This window comes from Roseateles sp. Mitsp63 (genome assembly GCF_059491535.1).
In genome coordinates, this window is record NZ_CP168509.1 from 890,916 (window position 1) to 906,180 (window position 15,265).

General features: G+C 69.6%; 9 protein-coding genes. 6 read left to right on the forward strand and 3 right to left on the reverse strand.

All coding sequences use genetic code 11. The features are described 5' to 3' along the window. Positions 1-33 precede the first annotated feature (33 nt). Entirely contained in the window at positions 34-1,593 is a 1,560-nt protein-coding gene (locus ACEN96_RS03785; protein ID WP_495586718.1) for a tryptophan halogenase family protein, read from the reverse strand. 226 nt (positions 1,594-1,819) lie between these two features. Between ACEN96_RS03785 and ACEN96_RS03790 the strand changes: the two genes are divergently transcribed. From ACEN96_RS03790 to glk, 3 genes are all read left to right on the forward strand, one after another. Beyond that, entirely contained in the window at positions 1,820-4,276 is a 2,457-nt protein-coding gene (locus ACEN96_RS03790; protein WP_495586719.1) for a TonB-dependent receptor, read from the forward strand. Next, complete coding sequence (locus tag ACEN96_RS03795) at positions 4,276-5,694, forward strand: GH1 family beta-glucosidase (protein WP_495586720.1); 1,419 nt, start codon at positions 4,276-4,278, stop codon at positions 5,692-5,694. The genes ACEN96_RS03790 and ACEN96_RS03795 overlap by 1 nt, the downstream gene beginning before the upstream one ends. A gap of 140 nt (positions 5,695-5,834) precedes the next feature. After that, positions 5,835-6,818: a glucokinase gene (gene glk, locus ACEN96_RS03800; protein WP_495586721.1), complete on the forward strand. Its 984-nt coding sequence runs from the start codon at positions 5,835-5,837 to the stop codon at positions 6,816-6,818. Positions 6,819-6,947: 129 nt separating this feature from the next. Here glk and ACEN96_RS03805 read toward each other — a convergent pair whose 3' ends face one another. Then, the gene (locus tag ACEN96_RS03805) at positions 6,948-8,969 is read right to left on the reverse strand and encodes a M13 family metallopeptidase (RefSeq protein ID WP_495586722.1); all 2,022 of its coding nucleotides are present in this window, start codon (positions 8,967-8,969) and stop codon (positions 6,948-6,950) included. A 401-nt stretch (positions 8,970-9,370) separates the two neighbouring features. On the opposite strand from ACEN96_RS03805, the gene ACEN96_RS03810 reads away from it, so the two are divergent. From ACEN96_RS03810 to ACEN96_RS03820, 3 genes are all read left to right on the forward strand, one after another. Further along, a complete protein-coding gene (locus tag ACEN96_RS03810; protein ID WP_495586723.1) occupies positions 9,371-11,689 on the forward strand; it encodes an NADP-dependent malic enzyme in 2,319 nt (772 codons plus the stop codon). A gap of 105 nt (positions 11,690-11,794) precedes the next feature. Continuing rightward, the gene (gene pyk, locus ACEN96_RS03815; protein WP_495586724.1) at positions 11,795-13,225 is read left to right on the forward strand and encodes a pyruvate kinase; all 1,431 of its coding nucleotides are present in this window, start codon (positions 11,795-11,797) and stop codon (positions 13,223-13,225) included. A 16-nt stretch (positions 13,226-13,241) separates the two neighbouring features. Beyond that, positions 13,242-13,982, forward strand: a complete 741-nt coding sequence (locus ACEN96_RS03820) for a substrate-binding periplasmic protein (RefSeq protein WP_495586725.1) — start codon at positions 13,242-13,244, stop codon at positions 13,980-13,982. A gap of 20 nt (positions 13,983-14,002) precedes the next feature. Here the strand turns inward: ACEN96_RS03820 and ACEN96_RS03825 are convergent, their stop codons facing one another. After that, a complete protein-coding gene (locus tag ACEN96_RS03825; RefSeq protein ID WP_495586726.1) occupies positions 14,003-15,022 on the reverse strand; it encodes an ATP-binding protein in 1,020 nt (339 codons plus the stop codon). Positions 15,023-15,265 lie beyond the last annotated feature (243 nt).

The window sequence follows — 15,265 nt, forward strand, 5'->3', positions numbered from 1 at the left end:
CCGCCTTCACCGTCTCGGCGGCGCCCACTGCCTTCAGGCGGCGCGCCGGCCGTGCCCGCCGCGCGCGAGCATCTGCTCGATCAGCACGCGATGCGGCGGCAGGTCGCGCAGCGCGTGCGCGCCGAGCTGCTCGATGGTGGCGAACTCGCGCCGCGCTTCCTCGCCGCGCGTCAGCGCCGCGGCGCCCGCGCCCAGCGCCGTCTTGAATTCCATCCCATAGAGCACGTACTGCCAGCTGGCGGGCAGGTACATCTCGACGTCGGTGATGAAGTCCAGCCGCTGCGGCGGCCGCGAGCGCCACATCGCGAGCTGGTCGCGCAGCGTCGCGGTGAACGAGGCCGGGTCCGCGTTGTCGCGCCAGAACGCGGAATCGGTGCGCTGCGTCAGGCCGTAGTGCAGCTTGATGAAGTCGACGACGCGGGCGTAGCGCGCCGACATGAACGCGTTGAAGTGCTTCGCCACCGGCGCCAGTTCGCCATCGAAGGGGAAGAGCTGGCCGATCAGGTAGGCCGCCGTCTCGATCAGGCCGATGCCCGAGGACTCCAGCGGCTCGAGGAAGCCGCCGGCAAGGCCCACCGCCACGCAGTTCTTCACCCAGTGCGTCTCGCGATAGCCGATGTCCAGCGTCAACCGGCGCGGCGTCAGCTCGTCCGAGGCCGGGCCGATGTAGCGCCGCAGCGTGCGCTCGGCCTCCTCGTCGTCGCAATGCCGGCTGCTGTACACGTGGCCGACGCCGCGGCGCTCCTGCAGGCCGATGTCCCAGATCCAGCCATGCTGCTGCGCGCTCGCGATGGTGCAGGACGCGATCGGCGCGTCGGGCCGGGCGTAGGGCACCTGCATCGCCATCGCGCGATCGACGAAGAGCACCTCCCGCATCGACCGGAACGGCGCGCCCAGCGCCTCGCCGATCAGCCGCGCGCGAAAGCCGCTGCAATCGATGTAGAGCCCGGCCGACAGCGTGCCGGCCTCGCGCGTGTGCACCGCCGCGATCGCGCCCTGTTCATCGAGGTCCACGCGGTCGACGGTCGCGATCACGCGTTGCACGCCGAGCGCCTGGCCGTGCTCGGCCAGCAGCGCCGCGAAGCGGCCGGCGTCGAAGTGGTACGCGTAGTTCAACGGGCCGAGGTAGTCGCCGTCGCCGGCGCGCTTCGGGCCGTGACGCGCGTCCACCACCGCCTTCTGCAGCGTCACCGCTTCGGCGAAGGCGCGGCCGCCGCCGGCCTCGCCCAGCAGCCAGTAAGGCAGCAGTTCCGGCGAGCCTGGACGCTGGCTCGGCTGGCTGAACGGATGGAAGTAGTGATCGGCGCCCGGCGCCCCCGGCGGCCGTACCCAGTGATCGAAGCGCACCCCCTGTTTGAAGGTCGCCGAGCAGGCCTGGAGGAAGCGCGCCTCCGGAATGCCGATCGCCGACAGCGTGCCGCGGATCGAGGGGAAGGTGCCTTCGCCGACGCCGATGATGCCGATGTCGCTGGACTCCACCAGCGTGATGCGCACGCCGCCGCGCGCCGTGCCGAGCTGCCGCGCGAGGAAGGCGGCGGTGAGCCAGCCGGCGGTGCCGCCGCCGACGATGAGGACATCCTGGATCGCTTGCATGCGTGTGTCTCCTGAGGCCTGTTCCGGCCTTCGATGAAGGGGGAATCCCGTGGGCATCGGTGCCGCGGGACTACGGGTAAATGATAGTGAGCAAGATGACAACGATGTCAACCAAAGCGTTGACAACGTTGTCATGCATTCCTACGATCCTGCAAAAGATAACGAAAAGCCAACGAATCCCTCACCGGGACAGAGCTTTCCATCGAAGAGCCCATCAGGAGACAACATGACTGACCGCCTTACCCGCCGGCCGCGCCTCGGCCTGTCCACGCCCGTCCAGATCGCCGTGCTCGCGCTGCTGGCCGGCGCCGCCCATGCTCAATCGACGCCGGCGGCCGACGCCCCCGCGCCCGCCCCCCAGGCCGAGACCTCCGGCGCCGCGGCGCCCGCCGCCGACAGCCGCGAGAACAAGGCGCTGCCGCAGGTCGTGGTGACCGCGACCAAGCGCGCCACCTCGCTGCAGAAGACGCCGGTCGCGGTGACCGCGATCAACTCGTCGACGCTGGACGATGCCCACGTCAAGAGCCTGCTCGACGTCTTCAACCTGGTGCCCAGCATGCAGGGCACGGGGCAGGGCGACCACGGCATCGTCAGCATCACGCTGCGCGGCATCGGCAACGACTCGGCCAAGACCGAGTACGCCGATCCCGAGGTCGCGCTGTTCGTCGACGGGGTTTTCGCGCCGCGCCCCGAGGGCGCCGCCACCATGCTGTTCGACCTCGATGGCGTCGAGGTGCTGCGCGGCCCGCAGGGCACGCTGTGGGGACGCAACTCCACCGTCGGCACGATCAACATGAAGACGGCCAAGCCGGTGCTGAAGGACAACTCCGGCTACGTCGAGGCCGGTGTCGGCAGCTACAACCGGATGGGCGCCAAGGGCGCGATCAACATCCCGCTGGGCGACACGCTGGCGATGCGCGTGGCCTTCATGCATGAGCAGCACGACGGCTACGTCGACTACCAGAAGCCGGCGCAGCTCTCGCTGGCGCAGCAGCAGGCCGCCTACAACGCCGCCAACACGGCGGGCAACCTGCCGGCCTTCCAGCCGATCAACTACAACCTGTTCGTCACCGGCGGACCGAAGTACAACGCGCAGGACCAGACCGCCGCGCGGCTGAGCTTCCTGTGGCAGCCGATCAAGCAGTTCCGCTGGGACCTGTCGGTGGAGCAGTTCGCCGACCGCGGCACGCCGTCGATGAGCCTGATGCAGACGCCGCGCGCCGGCGAGAAGCTGTGGTCCGCGCTGATCGACACCGCGCCCTCGCTCAAGCGCGACTCGACCTCGGTGCGCAGCCGCATGGAGTACGACCTGGGCGGCATGGCGCTGGCCTACGTCGCGGGCTACACGCATTTCAAGGGCTCGGGCACCTTCGACCAGGACTTCGGCGTGATCGCGCCGACCAGCTTCACCACCGGCGGCCCGCACCAGGAGGACAACACCGTCTGGACGAGCTACCGCAGCCAGAGCCACGAGGTCACGCTGCAGAGCACGCAGAAGCAGGCGGTCGACTGGGTGCTGGGCCTGTACTACGCGGCCGAGGACAACGGCATCCGCTTCGACATCCCGATCATGAACGGCACCCAGCAGGGCACCGTGAACTGGCAGGGCTCGTTCATCCAGCCCAAGGAGACGGTCGATTCCAAGGCCGCCTTCGGCCAGGCGACCTGGAACCTGGGCGAGTCCTTCCACCTGACCGGCGGCCTGCGCTACACGCATGACGACCGCAAGAACGTCGGCGGCCGCGGCTGGTTCTGGGCCGGCAACCCGGCCGCGCCGCAGATCCCGCTGAACCCGTCGATCGACCCGACCGATCCGGCCAACGGCTACTCCGCCGGCAACATCAACGACGCGCACTACAAGGGCAGCAAGACGACCTGGCTGGCGCGCGCGGCCTACGACATCGACAGGAACTCGATGGCCTACGCCAGCGTGTCCACCGGCTACAAGTCCGGCGGCACCGGCGACGGCGGCCTGCCCTACGGCCCGGAGACGCTGACCAACTACGAGGTCGGCTACAAGACCTCGCTGCTGGACGGCCGCATGACGTTCAACGTCAGCGCGTATCACATGAAGTTCAAGGACTTCCAGTTCAGCGCGCCGGTGATCGTCAACGGCAACCGCCAGTTCGCCTACTCCAACGCGGAGGGCGCGAAGGTGTCGGGCCTGGAGGTCGAGACCGCCTGGATGATCACGAACGACGACAAGCTGCAGCTGTCGGCCTCGTACACCAAGACCAAGCTGGGCCAGCTGGTGGCGGCGTCCAACGACTACCAGCTGCCGGCCTGTACCGAGCCGAACCTGACCGGCGCCTGCCTGAACGTCACCGGCAACGAGCTGCCGCACGCGCCCAAGTTCGCGCTCCAGCTGCTGTACGAGCATGTCTTCCCGCTGTCCAACGGCGACCAGGTCGCGCCGCGCATCAGCTACCACTACCAGACGGCCAACTGGCTGTCGGTGTTCAACCTGGGCGATGGCGACCGCCAGAAGGCCTACTCCACGGCCGACATCAGCGTGCGCTACACCTCGCGGAAGAACTGGTACGTCGATGCCTTCGTGCGCAACGTCTCGGACGAGAAGATCAAGACGAGCGCCGGCAGCTCGGGCAGCTTCGCCAATCCGATCTGGACCGCCCAGTACGCGCCGCCGCGCACCTTCGGCCTGAACGCGGGCTACAACTTCTGATGCCGGGGCCTTCCGTCCCGGCCGCCACCCTCACCACCATGCACGCGAACGACGCCAACCCCGCCGCCGACACCGCCACGCTCCAATCGCTGATCCGGTCGCTGCCGGCGGACTTCCAGTGGGGCTCGGCGACGAGCGCCGCGCAGATCGAGGGCGCCGGCCGGGAGGACGGCAAGGGCGAATCCATCTGGGACCGCTTCTGCGCCCAGCCGGGCCGGATCAAGGACGGCTCCGACATCCAGGTGGCCTGCGACCACTACCACCGCTATCCGGACGACGTGAAGCTGATGCGGTGGCTGGGGCTGGAGGCCTACCGGTTCTCGTTCTCGTGGCCGCGGGTGCGGCCGTCGGGACGCGGCGCGTGGAACGAGGCCGGCTTCGCGTTCTACGACCGCCTGATCGACGAGCTGCTCGCCGCGGGCATCAAGCCCAACGCGACGCTGTATCACTGGGATCTGCCGCAGGCGCTCGACGACGCGATCGGCGGGCTGCTGTCGCGGGACGTGGTGCCGCTGTTCGCCGAGTACGCGGCCGAGATCGCGCGCCGCTTCGGCGACCGGCTCGCGACCATCGCGACGCTGAACGAGCCGTGGTGCTCGGCGACGCTGGGCTACGAGACGGCGCAGTTCGCGCCCGGCCACACCAGCCGGGCCGAGGCGTACCAGGTGTCGCACCACCTGCTGATGATGCATGGCGCGGCCATGCAGGCGATGCGGGCGGTGGGGCCGAAGGCGCAGCTGGGCCTCGTGCTCAACCACACGCCGTCGTTCCCGGCCGATCCGCTCAGCGAGGCGGATCGCCGCGCCGCGCGCATCGACGACGGCACCAACGTGCGCTGGTACATGGACCCGGTGTTCCGCGGCCAGTACCCGGCCGACATCGTGGAGCATCTCGGCGCGGACGCGCCGACGGTGCTGGAGGGGGACCTGGCGCTGATCCAGCAGCCGCTGGACTTCCTGGGCATCAACTTCTACACGCGCAGCGTGCTCAACGCGCAGCAGCAGTTCGTGACGCCGCCGGGGGAACTGGGCTTCACCGACATGGGCTGGGAGATCTATCCGCAGGCGCTGACGCAGCACCTGCTGCGCATCACGCGCGAGTACACGCCGCCGCCGATCGTGATCACCGAGAACGGCATGGCCAACGCCGATCGCATCGTCGATGGCCGCGTGGGCGACGCGGCGCGCATCGCCTATCTGCGCGGCCATCTGGAGGCGCTGGCGCAGGCGGTGGCGCTGGGGGCGGATGTGCGCGGATATTTCTACTGGAGCCTGCTGGACAACTTCGAATGGAACTCCGGCTACCAGAAGCGCTTCGGGCTGTTCCACGTCGACTACGCGACGCAGCAGCGGCTGGCCAAGGACAGCGCGCATTGGTATCGCGATCTGATCGCGGCGTTCAAGGCGGCGCCGCGTTGAGCGGGGCGCGCTGAGCACCGGCCACGGCGGCTTGCGGCACCTGGAATCCGCGGCGGACTGTGGCAGCATCCTGGCCTTTCGCGGGCGGGCATTCCGTCTGCCGCGCGAGGTCGGGGAGCACCGGTGAAGGAGTACGAGGCATGAGGCAGCGCGGACCGGCGCCGGCACGGCTGCTGGCGGACGTGGGCGCGACGCAGGTGCGCTTCGCCAGCCAGGGCGGCGCGATGGAGCCGCTCCAGCACCTGGCGAGCTACGTCTGCCAGGACTTCGACACGCTGACGGACGCGATCTTCTATCACCTGCACCGCGAGGGCCTGCCGCGGCCGCGCAGCTGCGCGATCGGCATCGCGACGGCGGTCACCGGCGATCACGTGCGGATGACCAATCACCACTGGAGCTTCTCGACGCGCGCGCTGCAATCGGCGCTGGGCGCGGAGCGGCTGCTGGTGATCAACGATTTCACCGCGCTGGCGCTCGCGCTGCCGGCGCTCGGGCCGCAGGCGACGCGCAAGATCGGCGGCGGCGAGGCGGTGGCGGGCGCGGTCAAGGGGCTGGTCGGGCCGGGGACCGGGCTGGGCGTGTCGGCGCTGGTGCCGTCGCCGGACGGCGGGCCGATGGCCGCGGTCAGCGGGGAGGGCGGGCATGCGACGCTGTCCTCCTACGAGCCTGAGGAACGGGCCGTGCTCGACCTGCTGCATCGGCGCTTCGGGCATGTGTCGGCGGAGCGCGCGGTGTCCGGGCCGGGGTTGGAGAACCTGTACACCGCGATGGCGGAGCTGCGGGGACTGAAGCTCGAGCCGGGTGAAGGACGCAGCGCGCCGGCGATCACGGCGGCCGCGCTGGCCGGGGAGCCGTTCAGCAGCGAGGTCGTGACGCTGTTCTGCGCATTGCTGGGCGACGTCGCCGGCCAGGTCGCGCTCACGCTGGGCGCGCGAGGCGGGATGTACATCGGCGGCGGGATCGTGCCGCGGCTCGGCGAGTGGTTCGACCGCAGTCCGTTCCGGGCGCGATTCGAGTCCTGCGGGCGTCTCACCTCGTACCTGCGGGCGATTCCGACCTTCGTCGTGCAGGAGGCGGACCAAGCCCCGCTGCTCGGAGCCAGCCGGGCGCTCGATCGCCATTAACTCCCTCGCCCCGCTGTGCGGGGAGAGGGTGGGGGAGAGGGGTCTCCCCGGCGATCCGCCACGCGCGCCGCGCAAACAAAAGCGGCCGGTTTTCCCGGCCGTTCCTTCATCTGAGATCCGCTGCCCCGATCACCAGATCCGGATGCGATCCTCGCTCGCCTTGAACATCTTGTCGCCCGGCTTGGTCTTGAACGCGTCGTGGAAGCCGTCGTGGTTGATCGCGGCGCCGTTCGCGCGGAACTCCGGCGGCGAATGCGGATCCACCGTCAGCAGCTGCAGGCGGCGTTCCTCGCGCGCCTTCTCGCGCCAGGCCTGCGACCAGCCCATGAAGAAGCGCTGCTCACCCGTGAAGCCGTCGATGACCGGCGCCGGCTTGCCGCCCAGCGAGCGTTGATAGGCCTTGTACGCGATCTGCAGTCCCGACAGGTCGGCGATGTTCTCGCCCAGCGTCAGCTTGCCGTTGAGGTGCTTGCCGGGGATCGGTTCATAGCCCTCGTACTGCGCGACCAGCTTCGCGCCAATGGCTTCGAAGGCCTTGCGGTCCTCGTCGGTCCACCAGTTGCGCAGCGCGCCGTTGCCATCGAACTGGCTGCCCTGGTCGTCGAAGCCGTGGCTGATCTCATGCCCGATGACCGCCCCGATCGCGCCGTAGTTCGTCGCGTCATCCGCCTTCGTGTTGTAGAAGGGCGGCTGCAGGATCGCGGCCGGGAAGACGATCTCGTTGAGCGTCGGGTTGTAGTACGCGTTGACGGTCTGCGGCGTCATCAGCCACTCGCGCCGATCGACCGGCTTGCTGGCCTTGGCGGCCTGGCGCTGCCACTCGAAGCTGGCCGCGCGCAGACCGTTGCCCACCGGATCGCCGGCCCGCACTTCCAGCTCGCCGTAGTCGCGCCAGACGTCGGGATAGCCGATCTTCACCATGTACTTGGACAGCTTGTCCTGCGCCTGCGCCTTGGTGGCCGGCGTCATCCAGGTCAGCTTGTCGATCGACTCCTTGTACGAGGCGAGCAGGTTGTTGACCAGCTCCAGCATCCGCGCCTTGTCGGCCGCCGGGAAGTAGCGCTTGACGTAGACCTCGCCCACCGCCTCGCCCAGCGCGCCGTTGACGTTCTCCACCGCCTGCTGCCAGCGCGGCTTCTCGCTCTTGGCGCCCGTCAGCGCCGTGCCGTGGAAGGCAAAGTGCGCGTCGCGATACGCCTTGGGCAGCGTGTCCGCCGCGCCGTCCAGCACGCGGATGGTCAGGTAGGTCTTGATGTCGTCCAGCGAGACCTCGCCCAGCAGCTTGGCCGCGCCGGCCAGGTAGCTCGGCTGCGACGCCGACAGCTTGTCCAGGCCCGGCAGCGAGGCCGCCTCGAAGAACGCCGCCCAGTCGAAGCCCGGCGCCTTCTGCGCCAGCTCGGCCGGCGTCATCGGGTTGTAGAGCTTGACCGGGTCGCGGTTCTCGACCTTGTCCCACTGCACTTCGGCCAGGCTGTGCTCGAAGGCCAGCACGCGGTCGGCCACGGCCGCCGGATCCTTCAGGCCGGCCGCGGTGGCCAGCGTCTGCACGTAGGTCTTGTAGGCGTCGCGCGCCTTGGACAGGCGCTCGTCGTCCTTCTTCAGGTAGTAGTCGCGGTCCGGCAGGCCGATGCCGCCCTGCCAGGTCAGCAGGCGGTTGACGGTCGGCTCCTTGAAGTCGGCCTCGATGCCCAGCGGCACCGGCGTGTTGACCACGCCCATCTGCTTGCCCATCCACGCGGCCAGCTGCTGGCGCGTCTGGATCGCGGCGATGCTGTCCAGCAGCGGCTGCACCGGCGCCAGGCCTGCCTTGTCGATGGCCGCCGTGTTCATGTAGGACGCGTAGTAGTCGCCGATCTTCTGCTCGACGCTGCCCGCCTTGCCCTTCTTCTTCGCCAGCTCCTCGATGATCCCGCGCGCGCGCTTGTCGGAGAGGTCGCGCAGCTGCACGAAGGCGCCGTACGAAGCCTTGTCCGCCGGGATCTCGGTGGTGTCCAGCCAGTGGCCGTTGGCCGCGCGGAACAGGTCATCCTGCGGGCGGGTCGACTTGTCGAAGCTCTTGAGCTCGAGGCCCGATTGCGGCGGCGCCGCCATCGCGAAACCGCCCAGCTGCATCAGCAGGGCCAGGGTGGTGAGGCGGAGTGCATTCTTCATCGCGTCGTGTGTCTGGAGTGCGGGCGGAACCCGGCGAGGGCGCCAGCCTATGTCAAAAGACAGCCCCATGACAAAAGGCATGAACCCCCGTCCGCGCGCGCCGGGGAGGCCTCCGGGAACACCCTGAGCGCGCTCCTCGCACTTTTCGACCGAGGCCTGGCTCGCCGCACTTGGCGGCCGATCTGGGGGGATCGCTCTAACTTGAGGGCAAATCCCGATGCGCGCTTCATCGCATGCATGGGCGATTGCCATCTTTGCATGGCAGTTAAAGCTGAATTCATCGCATCGCGGGAGCGGGAGGATTAAGCTCGGCGCCCCCCAGGCACCGTTACCGGGCGATTACAGCCCCGCGCCGCCGGACGCCAGCGGGCCCCATTCCACGCAAAGCGACGGAGATTTGCATGACCGACAAGAACGACGGCCTCGGCCTGAGCCCCGCCGAAGCCGCCCTGCGCGAAGCGGCGCTGGACTATCACCGCACCCCGACGCGCGGCAAGATCGCCGTCACGCCCACCAAGCCGCTGGCCAACCAGCGCGACCTGTCGCTCGCCTACTCGCCGGGCGTCGCCTATCCCTGCCTCGACATCGAGAAGGACCCGTCGCTGGCCGCCGAGTACACCTCCCGCGGCAACCTGGTCGGCGTGGTCACCAACGGCACCGCGGTGCTGGGCCTGGGCGACATCGGCCCGCTCGCCGCCAAGCCGGTGATGGAGGGCAAGGGCTGCCTGTTCAAGAAGTTCGCCGGCATCGACGTCTTCGACATCGAGCTCGCCGAGCGCGACCCCGACAAGCTGGTCGAGATCATCGCGGCGATGGAGCCCACGCTGGGCGGCGTGAACCTCGAGGACATCAAGGCGCCCGAGTGCTTCTACATCGAGAAGCAGCTGAGCGCGCGGATGAACATCCCCGTCTTCCACGATGACCAGCACGGCACCGCGATCATCTCCAGCGCCGCGCTGCTGAACGGCCTGGAACTGGTCGGCAAGGACATCGGCGCGGTCAAGGTCGCCGTGTCGGGCGCCGGCGCCGCCGCCATCGCCTGCCTGGACGTGATGGTGGGCCTGGGCGTGAAGCGCGAGAACGTCTTCGTCGTCGACTCCAAGGGCGTGATCCACAGCGAGCGCGCCGATGCCGCCAGGCTCGACGAGTCCAAGCGCCGCTACTGCCAGATCACCCCGGCCCGCACGCTGGCCGACGTGGCCAGGGACGCGGACGTGTTCCTGGGCTGCTCCGCCGCCGGCGTGCTGACCGCCGAGATGGTGAAGACCATGGCGCGCCAGCCCATCATCCTGGCGCTGGCCAACCCCGAGCCGGAGATCCGCCCCGAGCTCGCCAAGGAGGCGCGCCCGGACTGCATCGTCGCCACCGGCCGCTCGGACTATCCGAACCAGGTCAACAACGTCCTGTGCTTCCCCTACATCTTCCGCGGCGCGCTGGATTGCGGCGCCACCAAGATCACCGAGGCGATGAAGCTGGCCTGCGTGCGCGAGATCGCCGCGCTGGCCAAGGCCGAGACGCCGCCCGAGGTGGCCGCCGCCTATCCGGGCCAGGACCTGGCCTTCGGCGCCGACTACCTGATCCCCAAGCCCTTCGACAGCCGCCTGATCCTGCGCATCGCGCCGGCGGTGGCCAAGGCGGCCGAGGAATCCGGCGTCGCCACGCGTCCGATCCAGGACATGGCCGCGTATCGCGAGCAGCTGTCGCGCTTCGTCTACCAGACCGGCATGTTCATGCGCCCGGTCTTCGCCGAGGCCAAGGCCCATCCGGCCCGCGTGATCTACGCCGAGGGCGAGGACGAACGCGTGCTGCGCGCGGTGCAGGTCGCGCTCGATGAAGGCCTGGCCAGGCCCACGCTGATCGGCCGCCCCGAGGTCATCGCGATGCGCGTCAAGCGCGCCGGCCTGCGCCTGAAGCCCGGCGAGGACGTGGCGATCATCGATCCCGAGAACGACCACCGCTTCCGCCAGTACTGGGAGGCCTACCACCACGCGATGGGCCGCAACGGCTTCACGCCAGAGATGGCCAAGGCCGCGGTGCGCCGCTCCAACACGACCATCGGCGCGCTGGCCATCCAGCTCGGCGATGCCGACGCGATGATCTGCGGTCTGGTGGGCCGCTTCGACTCGCACCTGGAGCACGTCAAGGACCTGATCGGCCTGAAGGCCGAGGTGTCCAACTTCGCGACGATGAACGCGCTGATGCTGGAGCAGCGCACGCTGTTCATCGCCGACACCTTCGTCAACGAGGACCCCAGCGCCGAGCAGCTCGCCGACATCGCCAGCCAGGCCGCCGAGGAGCTGCAGCGCTTCGGCCTGCCGCCGAAGGTGGCCTTCCTGTCGCACTCGATGTTCGGCAGCAGCAAGCGGCCGTCGGCGCTGAAGATGCGCCGGGCGCGCGACCTGTTCGCCGCCCGCCATCCCGACATCGAATGCGATGGCGAGATGCATGGCGACGCCGCGCTCTCCGAGGACATCCGCGGCAACTTCCTGCCGGACTCGACGCTGTCGGGCTCGGCCAACCTGCTGGTGCTGCCGACGCTGGACGCGGCCAACATCCTGTTCAACGTGCTCAAGGTCGTCGGCGGCCAGGGTGTCACGGTCGGCCCCATCCTGCTGGGCGCGAAGCGGCCGGTGCACATCCTGACCCCGTCGGCCACGGTGCGCCGCATCGTCAACATGACGGCGCTGGCGGCGGCGGACGTGCGGGCCGCCAAGGCCTGACGTCCCGACGTTGGAAACTCAGCCGTAACTTGTCGAAACCGGTTGGAGCGGCCTGGTCCGCTCCATAATCAACGGCTGTAACTAAATTTCAGACAGAGACAAGCCATGTCCCGTGCCACCAAGATCGTCGCCACCCTCGGTCCCGCGTCCTCGTCTCCGGAGGTGCTGGAACGGATGATCCAGGCGGGTGTCGACGTGGTGCGGCTGAACTTCTCGCACGGCAAGGCGCAGGACCACATCGACCGCGCCCGCATGGTGCGCGAGGCCGCGGCCCGCGCCGGCAAGCAGGTCGCGATCATGGCCGACCTGCAGGGCCCCAAGATCCGGGTCGGCAAGTTCGAGAACGGCAAGATCGAGCTGATCAACGGCACGCCCTTCGTGCTCGACGCCGCCCGCACCGAGCCCGGCAACGAGATGGTCGTGGGCCTGGACTACAAGGAGCTGCCGCGCGACGTGAAGCCCGGCGACACGCTGCTGCTCAACGACGGCCTGCTGGTGCTGACCGTCGAGGCGGTGCGCGGCTCGCAGGTCCACACGATCGTGAAGCAGGGCGGCGAGCTGTCCAACAACAAGGGCATCAACAAGCAGGGCGGCGGCCTCACCGCGCCCGCGCTGACCGGCAAGGACATGGAGGACATCAAGACCGCGATGTCCTTCCAGTGCGAATACCTGGCCGTGAGCTTCCCGAAGAACGCCACCGACATGGAGATGGCGCGCCAGCTGGCCAACGTCGCCGGCGAGCCCTACCGGCACAAGCCGGGGATGATCGCCAAGATCGAGCGCTACGAGGCGATCCCCCACCTGGAGGCGATCCTCAAGGCCTCCGACGGCATCATGGTCGCCCGCGGCGACCTGGCGGTGGAGGTGGGCAACGCGGCGGTGCCCGCGCTGCAGAAGCGCATGATCAAGATGGCGCTGGAGCTCGACAAGGTCTGCATCACCGCGACGCAGATGATGGAGTCGATGATCGTGAACCCGGTGCCGACCCGCGCCGAGGTCTCCGACGTCGCCAACGCGGTGCTCGACGGCACCGACGCGGTGATGCTGAGCGCCGAGACGGCCGCGGGCCGCTTCCCGGTCGAGACCATCCAGCAGATGGCCGCGATCGCGCTGGAGGCCGAGAACGCCGAGTTCGTGACGCTGGACACCGACTTCGCCAACCGCCAGTTCGGCCGCATCGACCAGTCGATCGCGATGGGCGCGCTGTTCACTGCGCACCACCTGGGCTGCAAGGCCATCGTCGCGCTGACCGAGTCCGGCTCCACCGCGCTGTGGATGAGCCGCCACCGCATCCACGTGCCGATCTTCGCGCTGACCTCGCAGACGCTGACGCACCGCAAGATGGCGCTGTACCGCAACGTCACGCCGCTGCTGATGCCCAACTTCGACGACCGCGACCAGGCGCTCAAGGCGGCCGAGGACCTGCTGATCGAACGCGGCGTGCTGATGCCGGGCGACACCTACGCGATCACCTGCGGCGAGCCGATGGGCTACCCGGGCGGCACTAACATGCTGAAGGTCTGCCGCGTGGCCTGACCCGGGACCGCCCGCGATGCCCTGCCGCCGCCGTGATCTGCTGATCGGCGGCGCGGCCGCGGCGGGCTCGGCCTGCGTTCGCGCCCAGCCGGGCGCGGTGTCTGAACCGGAGCGCGTCCGCCTGGCCATCAGCGACCAGACGCACAAGCCCTTCGTCCTGCCGCTGCTCAAGCTCATCGGCGACGCGGCGGGCCTGCAGTGGGAACTGCAGCTGCTGCCCTGGCCGCGCGCGTTGCTGGGCGCGGAGCTCGGCCAGCACCTGGTCTTCGGCCTCTCGCGCACCCCGGCGCGCGACAAGCTCTTCAACTACAGCCAGCCGGCGTTCGTCAGCCGGGGCTGGCTCGCCGTGCCGGCGGCCCGGCCGATCGCCTTCGAGCGCCTGGAGGACCTGCGCGGCCTCGCCCTGTGCGCGCAGCGCGGCGCCACCTACGGGGAGGCGTTCGAGGAAGGCCGCCGCGCGCTGTTCCGCGTCGAGAACGGCGGCGTCGATCTCGAGGGCCGCGCGCGCATGCTGATGGCGGGCCGCTGCGACGCGATGATCGCCACCCACCGGGGCAGTGCCGCGGCGCTGGAGCGCCGGCTGCACCGGTTGCGCTCCGGCGGCCAGTTGCGCGTGCTGGCCAGGCCGCTGGTGGAGGAGGGCATCCTCTTCGGTGCCGCCAAGGCCAGCGAGCTGACGCCGCTGCTGCCGCGCCTGGACGACGCGATCCACAAGAGCCGCGCGGCGATCCAGGCGCTGGTCGACAGCGATCTCTGAAGCGCCGCGGCCGCCGCGGCTCAGGCGCCGCGCGCCGCCTGCACCAGCGCGGCGATGCGCGGTGTCATGTTCAGGGGCACCAGCTCCACATCCTGGTGCGCCCGCGCGAAGACGCGGAACAGTTCGTCCGCGAAGGCATGGCCGACGTCCTCGACGCCGGAGAAATCGACCTCCGCGCGCTTGAACTGGGGCAGCCGCGCGGCCACGCGCCGCGCCTGCGCGCGCGAGTCCAGCATCTGGCCCTCGCTCACGACGAGGTTCAGCATCACCCGCGTCTGGTCGAAGGCGATGCCGCTGCCGTCGACGCTCCACTGGCCCAGCACCTGCTCCAGCGTGCGCGTGCTCTCGAGCGAGATCGCCATGTAGATCGAGCTGCCCTGGCGCGGCAACCCCTTGGCGTCCTTCCAGGCGTTGCCCTCCCAGGCGCGGCGCTGGAAGGCGCGGCCGTTGGCATGGATGTCGAACACGTCCGCCAGCTGCGAGCTGAAGAACAGCCCGCGCCCGGTGTGCGCCTGCGGCTGCGTGGTGAGCCGGCCCTTGCTGAGCTCCAGCATCGCGTGGCGGGCGTCGGTCAGCTCATAGGTGTCGCGGATGCGCTCGAAGACGCCGCAGCCGTCGTCGGAGATCAGCAGCTGCGCGTGCGTCGGCGTCTGGCGCAGCGACACGGTGACGCTGGTGCCGCCGCTGTGGTCGATGGCGTTGTTCACCAGTTCGGTGAAGCCGTGCTGGATCATCCGCGCGATCGGACGCGGCAGCGCGAAGTGGGGCGCGAAGTCGCGCTGCCAGGCCACGTCCTCCATCAGCCCGTGCAGCGTGTAGCTGCGCGCCACCTGCCGCAGCGCGCCCGGGCCGTAGACCGGCCGCCGGGCAGTGCCCGAGCGGGTGAGCCAGTGGGCGTCGACCAGCCGGCGCAGCGCGGCCAGCGTGGCGCGGTGGCTGGCGCCGGTGCGTTCCTCCACGTGGGCGGGCAGGTCCAGCGAATGTTCGTTGGCGGCGGCGGTGATCCACAGCGTCAGCTGATCGATCGCGAGACGGGTCATGAAAGTCCTGGCTGGGGAGCGGGGCGGTCCTCGCCGGCGGGGACGGGGCAAGGCACGAGGCTTGCTCCGACGGGAGCGGGCTGCCCGGGCGAGAGCCTACCGGCCGCTTCCGCCGCCGCGCAAGCGCGCAGACCCCTGTCCAGGGGGATTCAGGGGGAACCCGAGGTTCGTTACAGAGCCGGTCATGTCGGCTGGCTAGAATCCCGCCCAGTTACGGCGCGGTTACGGCGAAGGCTCGGTGCC